At 50.4% G+C, this 21,248-nt stretch carries 19 protein-coding genes; 3 read left to right on the plus strand and 16 right to left on the minus strand.

Annotated features, from left to right (window positions below; all coding sequences use genetic code 11):
- Positions 1–36: 36 nt before the first annotated feature.
- From phoR to MAQ5080_RS09170, 9 genes are all read right to left on the minus strand, one after another.
- Complete coding sequence (gene phoR, locus MAQ5080_RS09130) at positions 37–1,392, minus strand: phosphate regulon sensor histidine kinase PhoR (RefSeq protein ID WP_231870778.1); 1,356 nt, start codon at positions 1,390–1,392, stop codon at positions 37–39.
- Between the two features lie 55 nt (positions 1,393–1,447).
- The gene (gene phoB / locus MAQ5080_RS09135) at positions 1,448–2,143 is read right to left on the minus strand and encodes a phosphate regulon transcriptional regulator PhoB (RefSeq protein ID WP_067205877.1); all 696 of its coding nucleotides are present in this window, start codon (positions 2,141–2,143) and stop codon (positions 1,448–1,450) included.
- A gap of 95 nt (positions 2,144–2,238) precedes the next feature.
- Entirely contained in the window at positions 2,239–3,093 is an 855-nt protein-coding gene (gene ubiA / locus MAQ5080_RS09140; protein WP_067205881.1) for a 4-hydroxybenzoate octaprenyltransferase, read from the minus strand.
- 17 nt (positions 3,094–3,110) lie between these two features.
- Positions 3,111–3,671, minus strand: coding sequence for a chorismate--pyruvate lyase family protein (locus tag MAQ5080_RS09145; protein ID WP_067205884.1), 561 nt, complete (start codon positions 3,669–3,671; stop codon positions 3,111–3,113).
- Complete coding sequence (locus MAQ5080_RS09150) at positions 3,668–4,936, minus strand: HDOD domain-containing protein (protein ID WP_067205887.1); 1,269 nt, start codon at positions 4,934–4,936, stop codon at positions 3,668–3,670. The genes MAQ5080_RS09145 and MAQ5080_RS09150 overlap by 4 nt, the downstream gene beginning before the upstream one ends.
- A 104-nt stretch (positions 4,937–5,040) precedes the next feature.
- Entirely contained in the window at positions 5,041–5,820 is a 780-nt protein-coding gene (locus MAQ5080_RS09155; RefSeq protein WP_067205890.1) for an amino acid ABC transporter ATP-binding protein, read from the minus strand.
- A 23-nt stretch (positions 5,821–5,843) separates the two neighbouring features.
- Positions 5,844–6,944, minus strand: coding sequence for an amino acid ABC transporter permease (locus tag MAQ5080_RS09160; protein ID WP_067205893.1), 1,101 nt, complete (start codon positions 6,942–6,944; stop codon positions 5,844–5,846).
- A gap of 9 nt (positions 6,945–6,953) precedes the next feature.
- Positions 6,954–8,126 carry an amino acid ABC transporter permease gene (locus MAQ5080_RS09165; protein ID WP_067205896.1) on the minus strand — a complete coding sequence of 391 codons (1,173 nt, stop codon included), beginning with the start codon at positions 8,124–8,126 and terminating at the stop codon, positions 6,954–6,956.
- A 105-nt stretch (positions 8,127–8,231) separates the two neighbouring features.
- Positions 8,232–9,254, minus strand: coding sequence for an amino acid ABC transporter substrate-binding protein (locus MAQ5080_RS09170; RefSeq protein ID WP_067205899.1), 1,023 nt, complete (start codon positions 9,252–9,254; stop codon positions 8,232–8,234).
- A gap of 591 nt (positions 9,255–9,845) precedes the next feature.
- Between MAQ5080_RS09170 and lrp the strand changes: the two genes are divergently transcribed.
- Positions 9,846–10,322 (plus strand): leucine-responsive transcriptional regulator Lrp, encoded by a 477-nt coding sequence (lrp, locus tag MAQ5080_RS09175; protein ID WP_055462571.1) that lies wholly within the window; start codon positions 9,846–9,848, stop codon positions 10,320–10,322.
- Between the two features lie 80 nt (positions 10,323–10,402).
- Here lrp and MAQ5080_RS17240 read toward each other — a convergent pair whose 3' ends face one another.
- The 3 genes from MAQ5080_RS17240 to MAQ5080_RS09190 all read right to left on the minus strand — a co-directional run bounded on the left by MAQ5080_RS17240 (position 10,403) and on the right by MAQ5080_RS09190 (position 14,243).
- Complete coding sequence (locus MAQ5080_RS17240; RefSeq protein ID WP_197464551.1) at positions 10,403–11,140, minus strand: helix-hairpin-helix domain-containing protein; 738 nt, start codon at positions 11,138–11,140, stop codon at positions 10,403–10,405.
- A gap of 110 nt (positions 11,141–11,250) precedes the next feature.
- Complete coding sequence (recG, locus tag MAQ5080_RS09185) at positions 11,251–13,332, minus strand: ATP-dependent DNA helicase RecG (RefSeq protein ID WP_067205902.1); 2,082 nt, start codon at positions 13,330–13,332, stop codon at positions 11,251–11,253.
- Positions 13,333–13,334: 2 nt separating this feature from the next.
- On the minus strand, positions 13,335–14,243 hold the full coding sequence (locus tag MAQ5080_RS09190; RefSeq protein WP_067205905.1) for a hydrogen peroxide-inducible genes activator: 909 nt from the start codon (positions 14,241–14,243) through the stop codon (positions 13,335–13,337).
- Between the two features lie 103 nt (positions 14,244–14,346).
- Between MAQ5080_RS09190 and MAQ5080_RS09195 the strand changes: the two genes are divergently transcribed.
- Complete coding sequence (locus tag MAQ5080_RS09195; RefSeq protein ID WP_067205908.1) at positions 14,347–15,216, plus strand: NAD-dependent epimerase/dehydratase family protein; 870 nt, start codon at positions 14,347–14,349, stop codon at positions 15,214–15,216.
- A gap of 72 nt (positions 15,217–15,288) precedes the next feature.
- On the opposite strand, the gene MAQ5080_RS09200 is transcribed toward MAQ5080_RS09195, so the two are convergent.
- The 4 genes from MAQ5080_RS09200 to gmk all read right to left on the minus strand — a co-directional run bounded on the left by MAQ5080_RS09200 (position 15,289) and on the right by gmk (position 18,816).
- A complete protein-coding gene (locus MAQ5080_RS09200; protein ID WP_067205912.1) occupies positions 15,289–15,675 on the minus strand; it encodes a RidA family protein in 387 nt (128 codons plus the stop codon).
- Between the two features lie 41 nt (positions 15,676–15,716).
- Complete coding sequence (locus tag MAQ5080_RS09205) at positions 15,717–17,834, minus strand: RelA/SpoT family protein (RefSeq protein WP_067205917.1); 2,118 nt, start codon at positions 17,832–17,834, stop codon at positions 15,717–15,719.
- Between the two features lie 67 nt (positions 17,835–17,901).
- Positions 17,902–18,126 (minus strand): DNA-directed RNA polymerase subunit omega, encoded by a 225-nt coding sequence (rpoZ, locus tag MAQ5080_RS09210; protein WP_067205920.1) that lies wholly within the window; start codon positions 18,124–18,126, stop codon positions 17,902–17,904.
- A gap of 69 nt (positions 18,127–18,195) precedes the next feature.
- A complete protein-coding gene (gene gmk, locus MAQ5080_RS09215) occupies positions 18,196–18,816 on the minus strand; it encodes a guanylate kinase (RefSeq protein ID WP_067205923.1) in 621 nt (206 codons plus the stop codon).
- Positions 18,817–19,043: 227 nt separating this feature from the next.
- Between gmk and MAQ5080_RS09220 the strand changes: the two genes are divergently transcribed.
- Positions 19,044–21,248: a GGDEF/EAL domain-containing response regulator gene (locus MAQ5080_RS09220; RefSeq protein WP_067205927.1), complete on the plus strand. Its 2,205-nt coding sequence runs from the start codon at positions 19,044–19,046 to the stop codon at positions 21,246–21,248.

Raw genomic sequence — 21,248 nt, forward strand, 5'->3', positions numbered from 1 at the left:
AATGCTCGCATTGGGCTTTTTTGTGACTAGCAGGGTCTAGGCCGATGGCGTATTCGCCGATGTCTCAGGCGAGTGCTCTGTGGCATCAAGAGTCGCGTTTGTTTCCTCGGGACTGCCTTCTACGTCGGTGGCGACAGTGGCCAGTAGGGCTTCTTGACGCACTCGATCCGTTGGGAAATGACAAGAGAAAGTACTGCCAAAGCCCGGTTGGCTGCGAATCTGTAATTTCGCATTGTGGTGAATCAATACGTGTTTGACGATTGCTAGGCCCAAGCCGGTACCGCCGGTATTGGAACCACGGCCTTTGTCGACACGGAAGAAGCGCTCCGTCAGGCGCGGAATATGGCGCGGGTCGATGCCCAAGCCTTCATCCTCGACCGAGAACACACCACTGAAATCGTGCTGCACCCATTTCACCTGGATATGACCACCCTCTGGCGAGTACTTGATGGCGTTCACGACTAGGTTCGAAAAGGCGCTGTACAGTTCACTGGTGGCGCCGTAGATGTAGCTGTCTTCTGGAATCTGGAAGCTGATGTCATGCTGTTCCGTCATCATCGGTAGGGCGGTTTTGCGTACCGTCTCACAAATGTCTTCCAGCTTGAGCCATTGATGCGGCTCTTTCTGATCATTGGTCTCTAGGCGAGACAACAACAATAAATCCTCGATCAAATGCTCCATGCGCAATGACTGATCGGTCATATTGACGATGCCACGCTGCATTGACTGGGGCAGGTTATCTTTAAACATAGACAAGGTTTCAAGATAGCCTTTGATCACTGTGAGTGGTGTTTTCAGCTCGTGGGAAGCGTTCGCGACAAAGTCTTTACGCATCTGTTCGAGCAGATGTAAACGGGTCACATCACGCACAAAAATCAAATGATCGTTTTGGTCGTAGAGCGTGGTTTGCAGCTCCAAATAGACCCCTTCTTTAGAAGGTGATTTGATCACCAAGGGCTCGCCAAAACGCTTTTGCGTGAAGTATTTAAAGAATTCTGGATTGCGCAAAATATTGGTAATGGGCTGACCACGGTCGACTGGGCGCTGTAATCCTAGCAGCAAACCGGCGGAGTTATTCCACCACTCTAGATTGCCGTTGCTATCGGCCATGATCACGCCTTCTTTCAAGGCGGCGGTGGAGTTCTCAATACGGTTTAACGCCTGACGCATACGGCGTTTGGACTTACGCTGTTTCTTTTGTAGGCGATACACCGCATCAAAGATTTCGCCCCAAATACCGGACGCGTCTGGGGGCGCGGCTTTGCCTGAACGGCGTAGCCAAGAGTGGAACTGGTACAACTGGTACAGCTGCCAATACAGCGTACCCAGTGTGTACAATAAGGCTAGTGCAAGAATATGGCCCACTACGAAACCAATGACGATGACCGCCATTAGCCCACTCATCCATGTAATGAAAGCTCGTTGCCAAGTTCTTTTCATATGCTATCTACGCCGTACGTTTCGCAGAGAATCGGTAACCCGTACCGCGAACCGTTTGAATTAAAAAGTCGTGGGAATCGCCAATGGCTTTGCGTAGACGACGGATATGCACATCCACAGTACGCTCTTCAACATAGACATTACCACCCCAGACCTGATCCAACAGCTGTGCACGAGAGTAAGCACGCTCTTGGTGAGTCATTAAGAATTTTAACAAGCGGTACTCTGTTGGCCCCATTTCAATAGGCGTTGTGCCGATTGAAACGCGTTGGCTGACAGGATCTAACAGTAGACCTTCCACTTCAATTGGGTCGTCCACACCTTGTGGTGTCGCGCGACGTAACACTGCTTTCAAGCGAGCCACCAATTCACGTGGCGAGAAAGGTTTGGTGATGTAATCATCCGCACCCACTTCAAGACCTTGAATCTTGTTGTCTTCTTCGCTTTTCGCAGTCAACATGATGACTGGTATTTCAGCCGTGGTTGGATCTTTTTTCAGGCGACGGGTCAGCTCTACGCCGCTGCCACCTGGCATCATCCAGTCCACCAAGACCAAATCAGGACGGTGATCAACGATCATCTCGTGTGCCTGTTGGCTATTTTCCGCTTCCATGTATTCATAGCCAGCCATTTCCAGCGCGACGGCGATCATCTCGCGGATTGGTGCTTCATCATCAATAATTAGTACTTTTTTACCGGTCACAGGATTTACCCTCATCTCAGGAACGGTAGTTATTAAAGCCGCTAAATATGACAGCTGTGTTAAATTGTCATATCAGTGCCACATGATTGCCACATTTAAATGTAATATCCCAGCAAGATTCCTGCAAAGATGCAGTAACCAATTCGGTTGTTATCTAGGAAAGAACGGAAGCACGCTTGGCGGTCGCGATCCTTTGCTTGCTGGAATTGTTGATAAAACAGATACACTGCGCCCAGCAAGCTAACAAAATACAAGATCCCCAGCTGAGCAATCACGCCAATCCACATCATCAAGGATAGAGTGAGGCCCTGCAGAATAATAATCACCAGCAAATCGTAGCGGCCAAACAAAATGGCGGTCGACTTGATGCCGACTTTGATATCGTCGGGACGGTCGGTCATGGCGTAGTAGGTATCGTAGGCGATGGTCCAGAAGCAGTTGGCGACAAACAGCATCCACAGCTGCGGATCCAACAGGCTACCGCCTTGGGCACTATAGGCCATCGGAATCGCCCATGAGAACGCCAAGCCAAGGAACAGCTGCGGTAAATGCGTATAGCGCTTCATAAACGGGTACAAAGCGGCTAAGAACAGACCCACAAAAGACAGCAAAATGGTCTGCCAATCGGTAAACAACACCAGAATAAAGCTTAAAATCGATAATCCGGCGAACAGAGCCAAGGCTTCGACTTCGGAAACGCGACCCGATGGCAGAGGGCGATTTTTAGTGCGCTCAACAAAACCGTCCACTTTTCGATCGGCAAAATCGTTGATCACACAGCCTGCTGAACGCATGCTGAAAACGCCGAGTACGAAGATGAAAATTAGGTGCCATTCTGGCCAGCCATCGGCCGCCAACCACAGCGCCCAAAGGGTAGGCCACATCAGCAGCAAGGAGCCAATCGGGCGGTTAAAACGGGTTAAATCGGCGTAATCTTGTAGTTTACTCATAGCTGTTATCACTTTCTTTAAAATTGACCGGCGGCTTTGGTGAAGCGTTCGATCGCAGGATAAAACGCTTCGTTCACCAAAATCCCAGGGCCGTATTCGATGAACACAGAGCGTCTTGCCCACAGGGGCTGGTCGCAGTTTTGGATCAATCCGGCTGGCAGTTTGACCACTTCCGTTTGGCTGCGCCGTAAAGCTTTAGATTTATACACGTAACCTCCAAGCGGGCGGTTGCCTAAATACGGCAGATAACGCCATGCCCCCTTGAGTGACCGTGCTGGAATGATTGAACGCGCATACACCACCGGCGTGTCATCCACATACAGGATGACGGTGCGCACGCGGGCCACTTCACGGCTCTTTAAACCTAAGCGTAGACGCTCTCGAGGGGATGGGGTTTGCCAACCATCACTGAGCACTTCAACGCGCAACTGACCCGCTTGGCGTAATTTCGCTGTAATCGAATGACTGGTGGTCAGCCAGGGTAAGATATTTTTCGGAATGGTGACGCGCGAAACCTGCTCAATACTATGCCAACGGTAGTCAAATTGCTGCGCCAGCTTAAGATTTAGCAGGCTCATTTGGCCCCGCTTATCAGGTCGACCATTTTGCTTAATTCACTGGACGAGCTGAGCACTTTGCGATGACACAATTTCGCGTCTTCGGCCGTCAGTCCTAAGGCTTGCAGGACTGACGGCTGGGGGGCTTCGTCATTGAAGAGCTGATGACAGAGCTGCAGCCCAAGTGCCAGTTTGTGATGATCGCCATGGTAGTGTTCGGTTTGGCTGTAGCGTACGGCAGTGTAAATGCTCTCTGGCAAGCCCCAATGTTTGAGCAACCAAGCGCCTAATTGTTCCTTGGTGAAGTGCAAGGTTTGCATTTCAATCACCGCTGTTGGCAGGTGGGCGTTGGCTTCGATGTAGCGTGACAAAATAGCAAAGTGCGGTGGCAACACCACAGCAATGGCGAGGTAGCCAAAGTTATGCAGCAAACCGGACAAGTAGGCATGGCCCAAACGTGGTCGTTCACCACTGGGCATCTTGCGCACCAATTCTTCCATTAGCACGGCGTGCGACACGGCGCTGAGCCAGAAATCTTCGTAGTGGCGTGGGCCGTTTTGTGGCAGTTGGAACGCGCTACCCATGGACAAGCCGAGCGCTAGGTTCATCACCATATCAAAGCCCAACACGCGAATGATGGCATCCTCAACCGACTCAATTTCACCACGCACACCATAGTAAGGCGACGACGCCCAGCTAATGACTTGCGCGGACAAAGAGGGGTCCAAACTGATCACATCACACAGATCATCAGTGCCGGCATTTTCATTGGAGCAGAGTTGGATAATACGGTGCGATGAGGCGGGCAGCGGCGGAATCTCCAAGGTTTCTTCGAGTCTCGCCTGTAAGCGCATGGACTGAAACTTGCCTAATGCGGCCTGCATCTGCTCTGGGTCTTGGCTGAGGTCGGCCACGGGTTTGGCGATCTCAGATAGCGGGATGGCAATTTTCTCATAACGCGATAAGGGGCCTTGAAAGCGACCGCTAAACTCGTCTTTAGAATAACTTTTGTAACTCTGTTGAGCACTGCTGCGCAGCTCAATCACGTCACTCTCGAGCAGTGATTGATCAATAATGGTCGAACAAGAATTCGGTTTGATCAGTGGGTCGCCTTCAATATTGTAGTTGGCAACGGGATCAAAACGGCGCTTGGTTAAGCGCGATATGGCGGCCATGTCGAGCATACTCTCATACGGGAAAATCACTTGCAGCTTGCCCGTGTGATCGGCGAGGTGAACGATGCGCACCCGCGTGCTGATAGGTTGTTCGACAGATTGGTCTGACACTCTGAATCCCCAAGTAAAACGGTTTTCTTTATTAGGACATTATTAAGCAAACTAGAAAAGCCCCATAAGGGGCTTTTTAGGTGGGAATGGCGCAAATAGCAAGCTTAGTGGTTCAAAATTTGGCTTAAGAACAACTGAGTTCGGTCATGTTTCGGATTATCGAAGAATTCGTGCGGGGTGTTGGCTTCGACGATTTCGCCTGCGTCCATAAACACGACACGGTCGGCCACGGTCTTAGCGAAGCCCATCTCGTGGGTCACACAGACCATGGTCATGCCTTCGTCTGCCAGCTGGATCATGACATCCAGCACTTCCTTGATCATCTCAGGGTCAAGCGCGGAAGTGGGTTCGTCGAACAGCATGATGCGCGGCTTCATACACAGTCCGCGCGCAATGGCCACACGTTGTTGCTGACCACCGGAAAGCTGTCCTGGGTACTTCAGCGCTTGGTTCGCGATTTTGACCCGCTCCAAATAGTGCATGGCCATTTCTTCGGCTTCTTTTTTCGGGGTTTTACGTACCCAAATCGGTGCCAGCGTCAGGTTCTCAAGGATCGTCAAATGGGGGAACAGGTTAAAGTGCTGGAACACCATGCCCACATCTTTACGGATGGTCTCGATGTTTTTCAGGTTGTCATTCATCTCGATGCCATCGACTAGGATTTGCCCCTTTTGGTGCTCCTCAAGACGGTTGATACAACGGATCATGGTCGACTTACCGGAGCCTGATGGCCCACAGACGACGATCCGCTCGCCTTTTTTCACGCTAAAGTCGATGTTCTTTAAGACGTGGAACTCACCGTACCACTTGTTCACATCGCTGAATTGAATGATTGCTTCTTCGCCCTGCTCAAGTTGGGCGAGTGCCATGTTTCTTTCTGTCATGTTTTAAGGCCTCAAAGTGTCAATTAATTCCGCTTGTGTCCGGTATCTAATTTACGTTCAACCGCCATCGAGTAGCGGGACATACCAAAGCAGATCGCCCAATAAACAAAGCCTGCAAAGGCGTAACCTTCCGTCGTTGTACCAAGCCAGTTAGCATCGTGGTTAGCGGCTTGAATACGACCTAAAAGGTCGAACATGCCGACGATGTAAACCAGAGTGGTGTCTTTAAATAAACCGATAAAAGTATTCACAATCCCTGGAATGACCAGCTTCAGTGCCTGTGGCAGGATCACTAGCGTCATCGATTGCCAATAGGTCAGGCCCATGGCGTCAGCGGCTTCGTACTGCCCCTTCGGAATGGCTTGTAAGCCACCACGAATTACCTCTGCCATGTACGCAGCAGAGAACAGAGTGATGCCGATTAAGACGCGCAGTAGCTTGTTAAAATTCAGGCCATCCGGTAAGAACAGCGGAATCATCACCGATGCCATAAACAGGATGGTGATCAGTGGCACCGCACGAATAGTTTCGATAAACACGACACAGACTGACTTCACAATCGGCATGTCTGAGCGACGGCCAAGGGCCAACAGGACACCTAATGGGAGTGAGGCAACAATACCAACCACGCCTAATAGGGTGGTGAGGAATAAGCCCCCCCAGTTGGTGGTCTCAACCGATTCTAGGCCGAACATACCGCCCGCGAACAAGATAAATGCCACGACTGGGTAAACCAGTAAGATGACCGCTGTTAACAGACCTTTGTGAATGGCTTTGACGGCATACATTGCCACCAACAGGATCAATAGGATTAAGGCTAAGTTCACCCGCCAAGTTTCGGCCGCTGGGTATAGACCGTACATGAACTGCTTAAAGTAAACACCGATAAACGCCCAGCACGCACCGCCTGCGGTACAGGCCGCTTTTGAGGTGCCTTGCCAAGTGGCATCAATCAGCGCCCATTGCACCATAGGAGGAAGCAGCAGGTACAAGATGTACAGGCTGAAAAGGGTCAGTGCGATGTTTAATGGCGAAGAGAAAAAGTTCTTACGGATCCAAGCCACAGCACCGACCGAGCTCTGTGGTGGTGGGAGGCTTGGAGAGGGTTTGAATTCAATCGTCATATTGGTCTCCTAGCGCTCTATCAGCGACATCTTCTTGTTGTACCAGTTCATAAAGAATGAAATGGACAAACTCAATGAGCCGTATACCAACATACACAGACCGATGGTTTCGATCGCCTGACCCGTTTGGTTCAGCGTCGTCCCCATAACCACAGCCACCAGCTCTGGATAGGCGATCGCCGCGCCCAGTGAAGAGTTCTTGGCCAGGTTTAAGAATTGGCTGGTCAAAGGCGGAATGATGACGCGCAGTGCTTGCGGTAGCACAATCAGACGTTGGGTCAGGCTATCGCGCAGACCCAAAGAGCGTGCGGCTTCAGTCTGTCCCCAGTTCACGGATAAGATGCCCGCGCGCACAATCTCAGCAATAAAGGCGCCAGTGTAAGTAGATAAGGCCACTAGCACGGCGACAAACTCAGGTACCAGTACCATACCGCCAGAGACGTTAAAGCGGCTTTTTTGTGGCAGTTCAAATTCCACTGGGAAGCCTGCGATGACAAATCCTAGGATGGTGCCGACCAGAATAATGGCAATAGAGGTCCAGTAAGCAGGGAACCAAACACCGGTTTTCTTTTGACGCTTCTTCGCCCATACGATCAAGGCAATGGCGCCCGCTACGGCGATAAAAAATGCCGCCACCGCGATGCCAATGCCGTCTTGGAAGCTGGGGTTGGGTGAGTAAATGCCGCGCTTGTTAAGTAGAAAATCACCAAAAATAATGCTGTTACGTGGATGAGGCAAAGCCGCTAGGACGGCGAAGTACCAGAAAAACATTTGCAGTAGCAAAGGGATATTACGCAAGGTCTCGATGTAAACCGTGGCCAGGCGTGCGACTAACCAGTTTTGCGATAAACGGGCCAGACCCATGATGACCCCAATGATGGTCGCCAGCACAATCCCCATTAACGAGATCACAATGGTGTTCAATAACGCGACCACAAACGCTCGGCCATAGCTATTGGCCTCGGTGTACTCGATTAGGTGGATTAAGATGGGGAACCCTGCCGGTTCATTAAGAAATGAAAAACCGGTCGAAATCCCTTGGGTTTGTAGGTTCGCTTGCAGGTTGTGGAATAGGTAATAACCCACCGCCATCACAGCGATTAAGAGTAGCGTTTGAAACAACAGTGCACGATTGCCGGCGTCGTTAAAAAAGCTTGTATTGGTTGTCGTTTTTTCATTCATCTTGGTTCAGGCAAAAATGCTCGTCAGATGGAAAACGGAAGTGGGTCCCCAGTGGTGTCGGCCACTGGGGAGTATCCCAAAGTAGATCAGGGGAGAGGTACGTGATTAACGTACTGGTGGCGCGTACAGCACGCCGCCTTCGGTCCAAAGGTTGTTGACGCCACGTGGTAGACCTACCGGTGTATTCGGTCCTACGTTGCGTTCAAACACTTCGCCGTAGTTACCGACTTCGGCAATGATGTTGTAAGCCCAGTCCGAGTTTAGGCCAAGTGCTTCACCCATGTTGCCTTCCGCACCGAGTAGACGGCGTACGCTTGGATCTTTTGATTCAGCTTTGATTTGCGCAACGTTTTCCGAGCTGATGCCCATCTCTTCGGCGTTGATTTGCACGAACAGCGCCCAAGTGACGATGTCTTTCCACTGGTTATCACCATGGCGTACCACAGGGCCAAGCGGTTCTTTAGAGATGGTTTCCGGCAGAATCATGTGCGCGGCTGGGTCAGACAACTTGGAACGGTGTGCCGCTAGACCAGACTTATCGGTCGTGAAGACGTCACAACGGCCCGATGCATAGGCGGCCAAGGCTTCATCGGCTTTTTGCACGATAACTGGAACATACGATAGCTGGTGCTTACGGAAGAAGTCCGCCATGTTGAGCTCTGTGGTGGTGCCTTGCTCGGTACAGACGGTAGCACCGTCCAGATCCATTGCGGTTTCCACCCCTAGATCTTTACGCACCATAAAGCCTTGGCCGTCGTAAAAGTTGGTGGTGGTGAAGTCTAAGCCTAGAGACGTATCACGAGTGTAAGTCCAAGTCGTGTTACGAGAAAGTACGTCAATCTCGCCCGATTGTAGGGCTGTGAAGCGTTCTTTTGCAGAAAGTGGTGTGAATTTCACCTTTTGCGCATCGCCAAAGATTGCGGCAGCGGCTGCGCGACAAGCATCCACATCGATCCCTGTCCAGTTCCCCGCATCGTCAGCGTTTGAAAATCCTGGAACCCCTTGGCTTACGCCACATTGGATAAAGCCTTTTGCTTTCACATCGTCCAATGTTGCTGCTGCAGCACCGGTACTGATCGTTGCAGCCACCGCGGCGGTGGTTAGAATTTTACCAACGTTCGATTTCATGATTTTGCCTCCAGGCGTTTACTAGTTGTTATGTTTGCAAAGTCGATTCTGCTTTGAAGATCCTTTCAAATACGTTTGCAGATCGCTCTCCGTTCGCTTTCGTACAAAGTATAAAGCAAGTAGCTTGCCAACATTTTTAATTGTTTTTGTTGTTACTCTAGTCCAGTGCGATCTACTGAAATAGCAGGGCACCGCCTAATGGAATTACTGTTTTGACCCTTTAGTCAAGGTGAAAACCCTGTTGAGTGCAAATTTTTTCCTTTTTCTAAAGGTCTTAATAACTATAGGTTAATTTGAAATTTGCAATTAATAGTTTTTGTTTATTTTGTGTAAGCTTGGTGCGCGAGATTATTTTTTTTCCCTTAATTGACGCAAAAACAGTCTAGTTTCTGATGGATAAATGCACACAATAGCGCTTTTGGTCTGCAATGGGTGCTAGTGGTTGCTTTGTGTGTTGAATTGGTGCGCGCTTCTGGAGGCGCTATTTCTTGCGCTTGTGGGCGCGTGATAGTGGTTATTTTTCCTAAGCTATTTGCCCCGTGGTAGAATCACGTTAAATTAAATGGCAGTTACCTTCGGAGAGTCATATTGATGGAAACGTCTGCAAAGCCTTTGGACAGATTGGATAAGAAGATCCTGCGTGAGCTGCAAATCAATGGTCGCTTATCGAATGTGGAGCTTGCGAGTCGTGTAGGTCTGAGTGCGACACCCTGTTTGGAGCGTGTGCGTCGACTGGAGCGTAATGGCTATATTACGGGCTACTGTGCCTTGGTTGATCCGCGTAAAGTGGACGCTGGCTTATTGGTATTTGTTGAAATCCGCTTAAAAGCCACGTCGCCAGAAGGCTTTAATGAGTTCAAAGAAGCGGTGTCTGAGATCCCAGAAGTCTTGGAATGTCACCTGATCGCCGGCGATTTTGAATACCTGCTTAAAGCCCGCGTGTCGAACATGGACGCTTATCGCCATCTGCTCGGTGAAACCTTACTGACCCTGCCTCACGTACGCGAATCACGTACTTATGTGGCCATGGAAGAAGTGAAAAACACCACTGTGGTGAAGATACCTTAAGCGCTTTGCAGTCCTGTTAGAAAAGTGAAAACCACGCTCGATAAGCGTGGTTTTTTATGCCTGAACCAGTGTGGGCGAGCTTAATTAAGCTTTAAAACCTTGCTTAACTTTTTTAGCAGTTTAGGCCCCATGCCTTTTAGCTTAAGCAGCCCTTCCCAAGATGAGTGGGGGCGCTTTTCAACAATTTCCTTGGCCACTTTTTTCGGTAAGCCTTTGATATCACTGAGCTCTTCTAGACTGCTATGGTTTACGCTCAGCAATACTTTCTCAACTTTGCTGCTTTTCTTGGTTTTCTTAGGGGCCGCTTTGTCGATCGGCTCGTCGCTGCTGCTCGCAGGTTCTTCGGCAGCGCTTGTGACACTGTCGCCAGCCGGTGTGAAGTCGGCCACAATGACATTATCTTCCTTGCTGACAATGGCATCATCGGTGTTTTTGAGTTCGCTTGTTAGCGTATAGGGTTGATCAAACCACTGGCGCTCAACCAGCGCGTAGTGCTCGCCATCCCATTCACGCAGTTCAAGTGCGATCTGCCATTGCCCCGCAGGCGGTGCTTGAAAGACTAGGTCGTACTGACAATTGGCGAGAAAGTGCTGCCCAGACAGTTGCCCTATGACAGTGCTGGCCAATACGGCCGTGCTGCCATCGGCTTGGTAAGCGCGCAGTTCAAGCGCTAGCGTACCACTGAGGTTCAGTAAGTCGCGTTGGCTGGTAATCTGATCAAGGTTAATGATCACGCGATCTTGTTGGATACGGTAACCGTAGTTACCGGTGAAAGTCAGATCTTTTTCTAACGCGAATGATTCAGTAATGGCAGTCACGGGCAGGTTCCTCTGTTATCCCTTGGCAGGGTGCGGGTAATGAAGGCTATCTTCAAACCAATATGTGACAGTCTGGTTAAAAACTAGGCAAATGCAACAATATTCTACGGTTAGACATTCAAATATTGCTGATGCTTGGGCAACCAGCGTGATAGCAGCGGTGAGACGTGCTCAGGGTAGTGCTGATACAGCTGTGCGGCGGCCTGTTGGACGTGTTGTAGGAGGGCTTTATCCCGTTGTAAATCAGCCACTTTAAACTCCAGCAGACCGGTTTGACGGGCACCGAGCAGTTCACCGGGGCCACGCAGCTCTAGATCTTTTTCAGCGATCTTAAAGCCATCCGTGGTTTCGCGCATGGTGGCGAGGCGAGCTTTACCTTGCTGACCCAGCGGTGCGTGATACAGGAGCACACAGTGACTGGCGGCTTGGCCGCGTCCAACACGGCCACGTAATTGGTGTAATTGCGCCAAACCGAGGCGTTCTGGGTTCTCAATGACCATTAAACTGGCATTGGGCACGTCGACACCCACTTCGATGACTGTGGTGGCGACCAATAATTGAATCTCACCGGCTTTAAAGCGGGCCATGATATCGGCTTTTTCTTGTGCCTTGAGGCGGCCATGGACTAAGCCAATGGTCAGTCCGGCTAACTGCTCTTGCAGCAAGATGGCGGTGTCTTCCGCCGCCTGACACTGCAAGGCTTCGGATTCTTCGATTAGGGTGCACACCCAATAGGCCTGTTTGCCTTCCTCACAGGCGTGACGCACGCGTTGAATCACTTCATCACGGCGTTGATCAGACACCACGATGGTGTTCACTGGGGTGCGTCCTGGGGGCAGCTCATCAATAATCGAGCAATCCAAATCGGCGTAGGCGGACATCGCTAGGGTACGTGGAATGGGCGTTGCCGTCATGATCAGCTGATGTGGCTGAAAGCCCGCCTGTAGGCCTTTCTCACGCAGCGCCATGCGTTGATGCACACCAAAGCGGTGTTGTTCATCAATGATGGCGAGGGCCAAACCTTTAAAGGCGACGGTCTCTTGGAACAGGGCATGGGTGCCAACGACGATACTCGCGCTGCCGGAAGCAATCCGTTCCAGCTCGGCTTCCCGTTGTTTGCCTTTGAGTTTGCCAATCATCCATGCCACTTCAAGGCCGAGCGGCTCAAACCATTGTTTGAAGTTGATATAGTGCTGCTCGGCGAGGATCTCTGTCGGTGCCATCACGGCGACTTGGTAGCCTTGTTGTACCACGGCCGCGGCCGCCATCGCCGCCACTAGGGTTTTACCAGAGCCTACATCCCCTTGCACGAGACGCAGCATCGGATGGCCGGTGCCAAGATCATTGAGAATTTCTTGGCTAACACGCTGCTGGGCGCCAGTGGGGGCAAACGGTAATTGGGTCAGTAGTTGATCGACGAGGGCGCCGCGTTCTGGCACCACGACGGCGCGATCGTGCTTGGCCATTTGGCGTTTGCCGATCAAGGACAACTGATGTGCCATCAACTCTTCAAAGGATAAACGGTATTGGGCAGGGTGCGCGCCACGCTTTAATTGCTCAAGATCCGTGCCACGGGTCGGATGGTGCAGAAACTGGATCGCATCGGCTAACGAGGGCAGGCTGAATTGCTGGCGAATGCTGTCTGGCAGCCACTCACGTAAGTTGTAAGGCGTTAAACGCTCGAGCGCTTGTTCACAGATCTGGCGAATCTTAGTCTGCGTGATGCCTTCCGTAAGCGGGTAAATCGGTGTTAGCTGTTCGGTGCCTTCATGAGCATCATCGTCTTTTATGACACTGTATTCAGGGTGGTAGATTTCAAAGCCAGTACTGCCGCGACGAATCTCGCCAAAACAGCGCACTCGTCCGGCTTGTTCTAATTGCTTCTTTTGCGCGGCATTGAAATGAAAAAAACGCAGACACAGAGAGCCAGAATGATCGCGCAAACGGCAGATCAAGCTACGGCGTTTGCCCATCTTGATTTCACAGCCACTGACGTCTCCTTCAATCACCGCTTCGTCGCCGAAACGCAGCTGGCCAATGGGCACCACGCGGGTGCGGTCTTGATAGCGGATCGGTAAATGAAACAAGGCGTCTTGCACCGTGTGAATGTTCAGCTTGGCGAGTTTTTCCGCCATCGCTGCGCCGACGCCTTTTAGCTCTTTGATATCTTGGGTTTCCAGTGCATCGACCATGATTAGCCTAGATTTAACTTCTGACAAGCGGCTTTGATCGACTGGCTTAGGGACTCAATCGCCTGCGGGCGTGGGAAGCTGGCACGCCAAGCCAGCGCAACGGTACGTTTGGGCACTGGTGATTTAAATGGGCGCACCGCCAAAATACTTTCGTCTAAGTGGGTCACGGCCGACTTGGGTAACACCGTCACTCCCAAACCTGATGACACCATATAGCGGATGGTTTCCAAAGAGCTGCCATTGACAATGGTGTGGCCGTCGTTGAGTTCGTCTTCACCGACCAGTGGGCAGGCTTCCATCACTTGATCACTGAAACAGTGGCCTTTACCAAGCAGCAGCAAGTTATCGGTAGTGAGCTGGTCGGTGCTGACATGTTCTAACTTAGTCCAAGGGTGATCCTTTGGCATCAACACCACAAACTCTTCTTCGTAAATGGGCTGTGTTACCACATCCGGTTCGCGAAACGGCAATGCGACAATGATGGCATCGAGTTCGCCATTGCGTAGCTTTGGACGTAGGTTTTCAGTGAGATCCTCTTCGATCTGTAGTGGCATGCCTTCGGCGATGCTTTTGAGTTCGGGAATCATAGACGGGAACAGGTACGGGGCGATGGTGAAGATGGCGCCCACCTTGAGGGGACCGCGCAACTGGTTTTTACCAGAGGAGGCCAACTCTTTAATCATATTGGCTTGCTCAAGCACTCGGCGCGCTTGGGTAATGATTTGTTCGCCAATCGGGGTAATATAGACTGAACTTTTGCTGCGTTCGAAAATCGCGGCACCGAGTTCGTCTTCCAACTTCTTCACCGCCACACTGAGTGTGGGTTGGGAAACGTGACAACGTTCTGCAGCGCGACCAAAGTGTTTCTCTTCTGCTAGCATAACGATGTATTTGAGTTCTGTTAGCGTCATAGTCTGTTACCCTTTTAATTGGTATTAACTATGATAATACATATTTTGATAAAGTGTACTGTTTCAAGGCAGTTAGGCATTTTTTGCAAGGATTGAGGGAATCATGACAAAGGTTCTGATAGCAGGTTGTGGCGATTTAGGTCAGGGAGTGGCGCGCCATTTTATTGAGCAAGGGCATGAGGTCACCGGTATTCGCCGTTCTGGGAAAGTGTTTCCTGAAGGCGTGCAGGGCATCACCCATGATCTTGTCACATTGCCGACTCAGCAATGGCCGGATGCAGAGTTGGTGTATTTGATTATGACACCCACGGGACGCAGTGCCGAAGCCTACCAAGCGGCGTATGTGGACACGGCCAGTGCCTTGGTAGCGGCTTACCAAGGACGGCCACAGCCAAACGTCATTTTTGTTTCCAGCACCAGCGTTTATGGGCAAAATCGTGGTGAGTGGATTGATGATCAAAGCCAAGCCGTGGCGGCATCTGAAACCGCAGAAAAACTGCTCGCCGCCGAGCAGGTGTTGCGTGACGGCCTATCGGGCACGGCGCTGCGCTGTTCCGGCATCTATGGCCCGAGTCGTTATCGTTTAATCGAGGGAGTACGCCGTGGCGATGTGTGGACGGTCAATCAGTGGACCAACCGCATTCATCGCGATGATGTGGTGTCGGCCTTGTGTCTATTGGGAGAGCAGACGCTGGCTGGAACCGCGCTGCCGTCGCATCTGATCGCTAGCGATGGTCAACCGACCTCCATGTGGGAAGTGAAACTATGGCTCGCAGCCCGTTTGCAAGTGCCGCCACCGCTACCGGATAGCATCAAGTTGACCGATTATCTGCCCGCTCGTGGTAAGCGTATCGTAACGACAGTGCTGCGCGAATTGGGGTGGACGCCGAAATACCCATCCTATGTGGCGGGGTATGAAAGCATGATGGCCGACTATCATGAGTGGTTAGCGCATAGGAATGCAGGCTTGTAACCCCCTCCCAGACAACAAAAAAGGCGCTTGGATTGCTCCAAGCGCCTTTCTTTTCGGCTCGATAACAGAAGCTTAGTCTTCTAGTACCATCACGCCTTCGATTTCAACCGCAACGCCTTTTGGTAGCGCGCGAACGCCTAGTGCTGCACGAGCTGGGTATGGTTCAACGAAGAATTTTGTCATCACTTCGTTGACTAGAGCGAAGTTGCCTAGGTCAGTCATGTAGATGTTTAGCTTAACGATGTCTTTTAGAGAACCGCCAGCGGCTTCACATACTGCTTGTAGGTTTTGGAAAACTTGAGTCGTTTGCTCGGCAACGTCGTCGCTGATCACTTCCATTGTTGCTGGAACCAGTGGGATTTGGCCAGATAGGTAAACCGTGTTACCCGCACGAACTGCTTGAGAGTATGGGCCGATCGCTGCCGGTGCGTTTTCAGAGAAGATCACTTGTTTTGCCATGATGTGGAATCCTTAAAGATTAATCAATTAGCACTGCTTGATCAGCGACTCACGAGGGTTTCACGGGTCACTTTCTCAACACAGCGCACAGCTTTAATACGACGCATCACATCGGCCAAGCCAACACGGCTGGAAATGGCGATGTTGAGACGTAAACGGGAAATCTTACCGCGCTCAATGATATCCAAGTTCGACACTTGGAAGTCGGTATCCGTGATGGAGCTGGCGATTTTTGCCACCGCACCACGTTCGTTCATATAGCTGACGATGAGACTAACATTCAGCTCTTCCTCGATTTCTTTACTCCAGGTCATACGGATGTAGCGCTCTGGGTTAGCGAGGTGGTCTTGAATGTTCGGACAGCTCTGATGATGAATGATTACGCCTTTGTCCACTTGCACGTAGCCGACAATCGGGTCACCCGGGATCGGCGAACAACATTTGGCGTAGGAAATCAGCATGCCTTCGGAGCCGTTCACTTTCAACGACTTCGGTGTGATCAGTTCATCTTCATTAAAGTTCGGGAATAACTGACGCGCGACCACATAGCCCACATGACGACCTTTACCAATGGACTCCAGTAGGTCGTCCATGTTTTCAAGGTGGTGTGATGCCAGTACCACCTGAATTTGCTCGTCGGTCAGCTCTTCTACTGTGGTGCGGAACGCATTCAAGGAGCGCGTCAGCAGTCGGTAACCAAAGGAAATGGCGTTTTCACGCTGTTTCGATTTCAGGTAATGGCGGATGTTGGTGCGGGCTTTACCGGTGATGGCAAAACTCAACCAAGCGACGTTTGGCTGGGCGCTTTTCGCGGTGATGACTTCAACGGTTTGACCACTTTCCAACTGTGTACTCAGTGGCGCTAGACGACGGTTGATACGACAGGAAATACAGGTGTTACCGATTTCCGTGTGCACGCCGTAAGCAAAGTCCACGGGGGTCGCACCAGACGGTAGTTCGATGATTTCCCCTTTCGGTGTAAACACATACACTTCATCAGGGAAAAGGTCGCTTTTAACGTTGTCGATGAACTCCATCGGGTTGTGCGCTTTTTCTTGAATCTCAAGTAAGCTTTTCACCCACTTGGTGGCACGCTCGTGGTTGGTCGCTGTGGTAATGGCCTGACCTTGAGATTTGTAGGTCCAGTGCGCGGCGATACCATTGATCGCCACCATATCCATCTCTTGAGTACGGATTTGTACTTCTAGTGGTAAACCGTTGTTGCCCACGACGGTGGTGTGCAACGACTGGTAACCGTTCGATTTGGGTACGGCAATGTAATCTTTGAAGCGGCCTTCGATCGGTTTAAACAGGGCATGAATCACCCCTAAGATGCGGTAACAGCTGTCTTGGCGATCGGTGACGATACGCACACCCATGACATCCATGATTTCTTCCAGAGAACGGCGTTTCTTGTGCATTTTCTGGTAGATGCTGTAGGTATGCTTCTCACGCACGCTGATGGTGGCATCGATATAGTCTGCCGCCAATTCCGAGCGAATAAAGTCCTCAAGCTTTTGCATGGCCTTTTCACGCTGGCCGTAGCGCTTATTAATCGCGCGCTTGAGCATGCGCGCACGCATCGGGTAGTAGGCTTCGAAGGCCAAGGACTCTAGGTCCACTTTGACATCGTACATACCGAGGCGGTTGGCAATAGGCGCGTAAATATCGAGGGTTTCGCGGGCAATGCGGCGTTTCTTGTGGCCTGGCATGGCATCAAGGGTACGCATGTTATGCAGACGGTCGGCCAGTTTCACCATGATGACACGAATGTCATCGGCCATGGCCATGGCCATTTTTTGGAAGTTGTGGGCTTGTTTCTCTAGCTGGCTATTGAACTCAAGGTGAGTCAGCTTACTCACGCCATCTACCAGACCTGCCACACCCTCACCGAATTGTTCGGCCAAAGATTCGCGGGAAATCCCCGTATCTTCAATCACATCGTGCAGCAGGGCTGCGGTCAGACCTTCACAATCCATGCGTAGGTCCGCCAAAATGAAAGCCACCGCAAGTGGGTGCGTCACATAGTGCTCGCCACTTTTACGTTTTTGGCCATCATGGGCTTGTTCGGCGTAATAATACGCGCGCTTAACCGTGGCAACCTGCTCATGGGGCAGGTATTGGCTAAGGGTTTGAGCTAAAACTTCAATAGTAGACACCGCTCACCTCACATCAGGAAAAGCTAAACCAGAAAATCGTGCGTTGAGCGATGCGAACCATCAATGCTTAGAACTCAGTCTTAGGCTTGTTTTGGAAGTCGACGTTTTTCGCGTTGATTAGATCTTCAGCGATTTCACGTAGTGCAACTACGGTCATTTTGTCTTCTTCTAGTGCAACTTTAGCGTCTGCACCACCAGTGGCTAGCTGGCGCGCGCGCTTTGCGGCTACCATTACCAACTCAAAACGGTTATCTACGTTTTCTAGACAATCTTCAACTGTAACTCGAGCCATGTTTGACCTCTATATAGGGTAAGAATTAATCACTAATTAGTGCCGTCAATTTTACTTAACGGGCGATCACTATGACAAGAGATCATTGAGGAGATCTGAGTGAATCTCTTGGATTAATGGTGTTCTTGAACGATTTGCTACAAAAACGGCCTTTAATTGTTGCAACGCTTCCTCAAAATCATCGTTGATAATGACGTATTCGTACTCGTCATAGTGCGACATTTCGTTGACTGCTTTCGACATGCGGCGCGCAATGACGTCCGCGGCATCGGTGCCACGGCCGGTTAGGCGCTCTTCTAGGGCACTTAGAGATGGCGGTAAAATGAAAATACCAATCGCATCAGGGTACAGCTCGCGTACCTGGCGTGCACCCTGCCAATCGATTTCCAAAATCACATCCAAGCCTTGTTCAAGCATATCAAAAATAGCTTGTTTCGAAGTGCCGTAATAGTTATCAAACACTTGGGCATGCTCAAAAAAGGCGTCTTCGGCAATCATATCCAAGAAAGAATCCACATCCACAAAGAAATATTCGCGACCGTGCTCTTCGCCGGTGCGTGGCGCACGGGTGGTATGAGAAACGGAAATGCGAACTTTAGGATCCGTTTGTAGCAGTGCTTTGTACAGGGACGATTTACCCGCGCCCGATGGCGCTGATAGGATGAAGAGATTGCCTTTTTGTTTTGTCATAACCCTACCTTGCTGAGCAAGATTTGAATGGAATAAAGAAACCGTCACTATAGCATATTTATACTGGGAAACAGCGGCCTCAGTGAGGGTTTAAGAAATTGCCTCTAGCGTAAAGTTGACGAATGTAAATGGTTACAATTTGCAACGTGTCCTAGACTTAGAATGCATCTATAACTTAATTAGGATTCGATTAAAGATAAGGCTCGATTAGAGCGGGATGGAACGAGATGGACGCTATCAGGAACATGGATTCGCGCCGAGTGCCCTTGCGGCGCTGTAAAATTCTCACGGTTGAAGATGACATCGCTTACCAACGCAGCCTGTTGCTATCGCTGAAAACGTTGAACTATGGCGGCCGAGAAGTGGAGTTTTTGGCGGCCAATAGTGCGCAACAAGCGGCAACAGTATTAGCGCAGCACCCAGATATCAGTCTTGTGCTGCTGGATGTGGTGATGGAACAGGATGACTCCGGTTTGAGACTGGTACGCAGTATTCGCAATAGCCTTGATAATCAGCTAGTGCGAATAGTGTTGTTGACGGGGCAGCCGGGCATGATGCCATTGGATGATTTGATGGCGCTTTACGATGTGGATGACTATTGGAATAAGAGTGATCTAAGTTTCGAACACTTGCAGACCATCGTGCTAGGAAACTTGCGGACATGGGAGCATATGCAAGCCATGCAGCAGGCTCGTCTGGGGCTGCAAATGCTGATCGAATCCAGTCAACGCCTCAGTAATAAACTCGACTTGAAAGGCTATACCCAAGCCATCCTTGAGGAGCTGTGCAAGATTTTCTCCGTCAATCAAGGCGGCATCGTGTGCATTATTCATCAACAAGAAGAGTCCCCCGAAAAAGCCCTCGTATTCGCCGTTTCAGGGATCTATAAAGCGTGGGCCAATCAGTATTTGGGCAATGTCTCCAAAGATTCTGAGCTGTTTCGCGTGTTCTCGCAAAGTTTAAGCGCTCAGGGTCATGTCATTGATACCCCATTGTCGGCCTTATATTTCACCAGTGAAGAGGTCGATCAGCGCGATTATGTGGTGCTGATTAACTGCGACCGCCCGTTGACGGATTACGAAATCGATTTGCTGCAAATCTTTGGTGAAAACATCAATGCTGGTTTCAGCAATGTCGCCTTACACAGCCGTTTGTCGGAATTAGCATACTTCGATTCGATCACCGGCTTACAAAATAAAAACTGGATGCTGCATCAGCTTGAGCGCTTAACCTTGGCCGAGCGCCAGCATGCCAAGTTGCTAATGTTGTTTGTCGAAGACTTGTCTTACAGTGAAGTGCTGCTGGGAGTGAAGTTTGGCCGTTCCTTGATGAAGCATTTGGCAAGCTATTTAAAAGCCAGCTTCGTCAAGGCCATCGATATCGTGATGTATGAGCGCGACACTTTACTGGTGTTGATTTATGACCAGCAAGACTATGATCGCGAGACATTAGAGCATGTGTTGCACCCACAAATTGAGATGGACGGCGCTAAGCACCATATTGATCTCACCGGCGCCTTGGTCAAACTGTCCGATATGGAGTACCAAGAGCCGCAGCAAATCTTGGGGATCGCCAAATCTATCCTTGAGCAAACCAAACATCGCAACATGGAGTTTGGTCTCTTCGAAGCGTCGGAATTGGCCGAAATACAAGATCGTTATGAGTTGATGAAAAAGCTACGTGTTGCGCTTAATAACGAAGAAATCTTTATTCACCTGCAACCTAAAGTACGCCTGCAAGACCGCCAACTGGTGGGCTTTGAAGCGCTAGTACGTTGGCGGGATGCGAACGACAGAATGATCCCTCCCGATCATTTCGTGCCGTTAGCGGAAACCTCAGGCTTGATTGATAAACTCGATGAGTATGTAGCGGTGCGTGCCTGTGAAGCCGTCAAGCACCTGCGTCAAGCTGGGATCGAAGTACCTATTTCCGTCAATATCGCCGGATCTGAGTTTTCCCGTGCCGACTTTGTTACACGCTTTTGTGAGTGTCTGCAGCAGCAACAAGTGGCCACACACAGCATTGAAATAGAGGTCACGGAAACGCAGTTGATTGAAGTGCTGCGCTCGGCGGCCGATTATTTAGACAAACTCAGTGCATTGGGAATTCGTGTCAGCATTGACGATTTTGGCGCGGGTTACTCATCCTTGTCCTATCTGTCGTTAATTAAGGCGGCAGAACTGAAAATCGATCGTCAGTTCATCATGCGCATGGAGCAGACTGATCAAGATAAGCAAATTGTACAGATGATTATTAACCTAGGCCATTTGCTCAACATGAGTGTCATTGCCGAAGGCATTGAAACCGAGTCACAGTATCAAATGCTGCTGCAAATGGGCTGTGATGCGGGGCAGGGCTATCATATTGCTAGGCCCATGCTACTTGAAGATGTGTTAACTTGGAGCGAATCCAATCAGGAAATCAACATTTAG

The organism is Marinomonas aquimarina, from assembly GCF_900089755.1.
Taxonomy (GTDB): Bacteria; Pseudomonadota; Gammaproteobacteria; order Pseudomonadales; family Marinomonadaceae; genus Marinomonas; species Marinomonas aquimarina.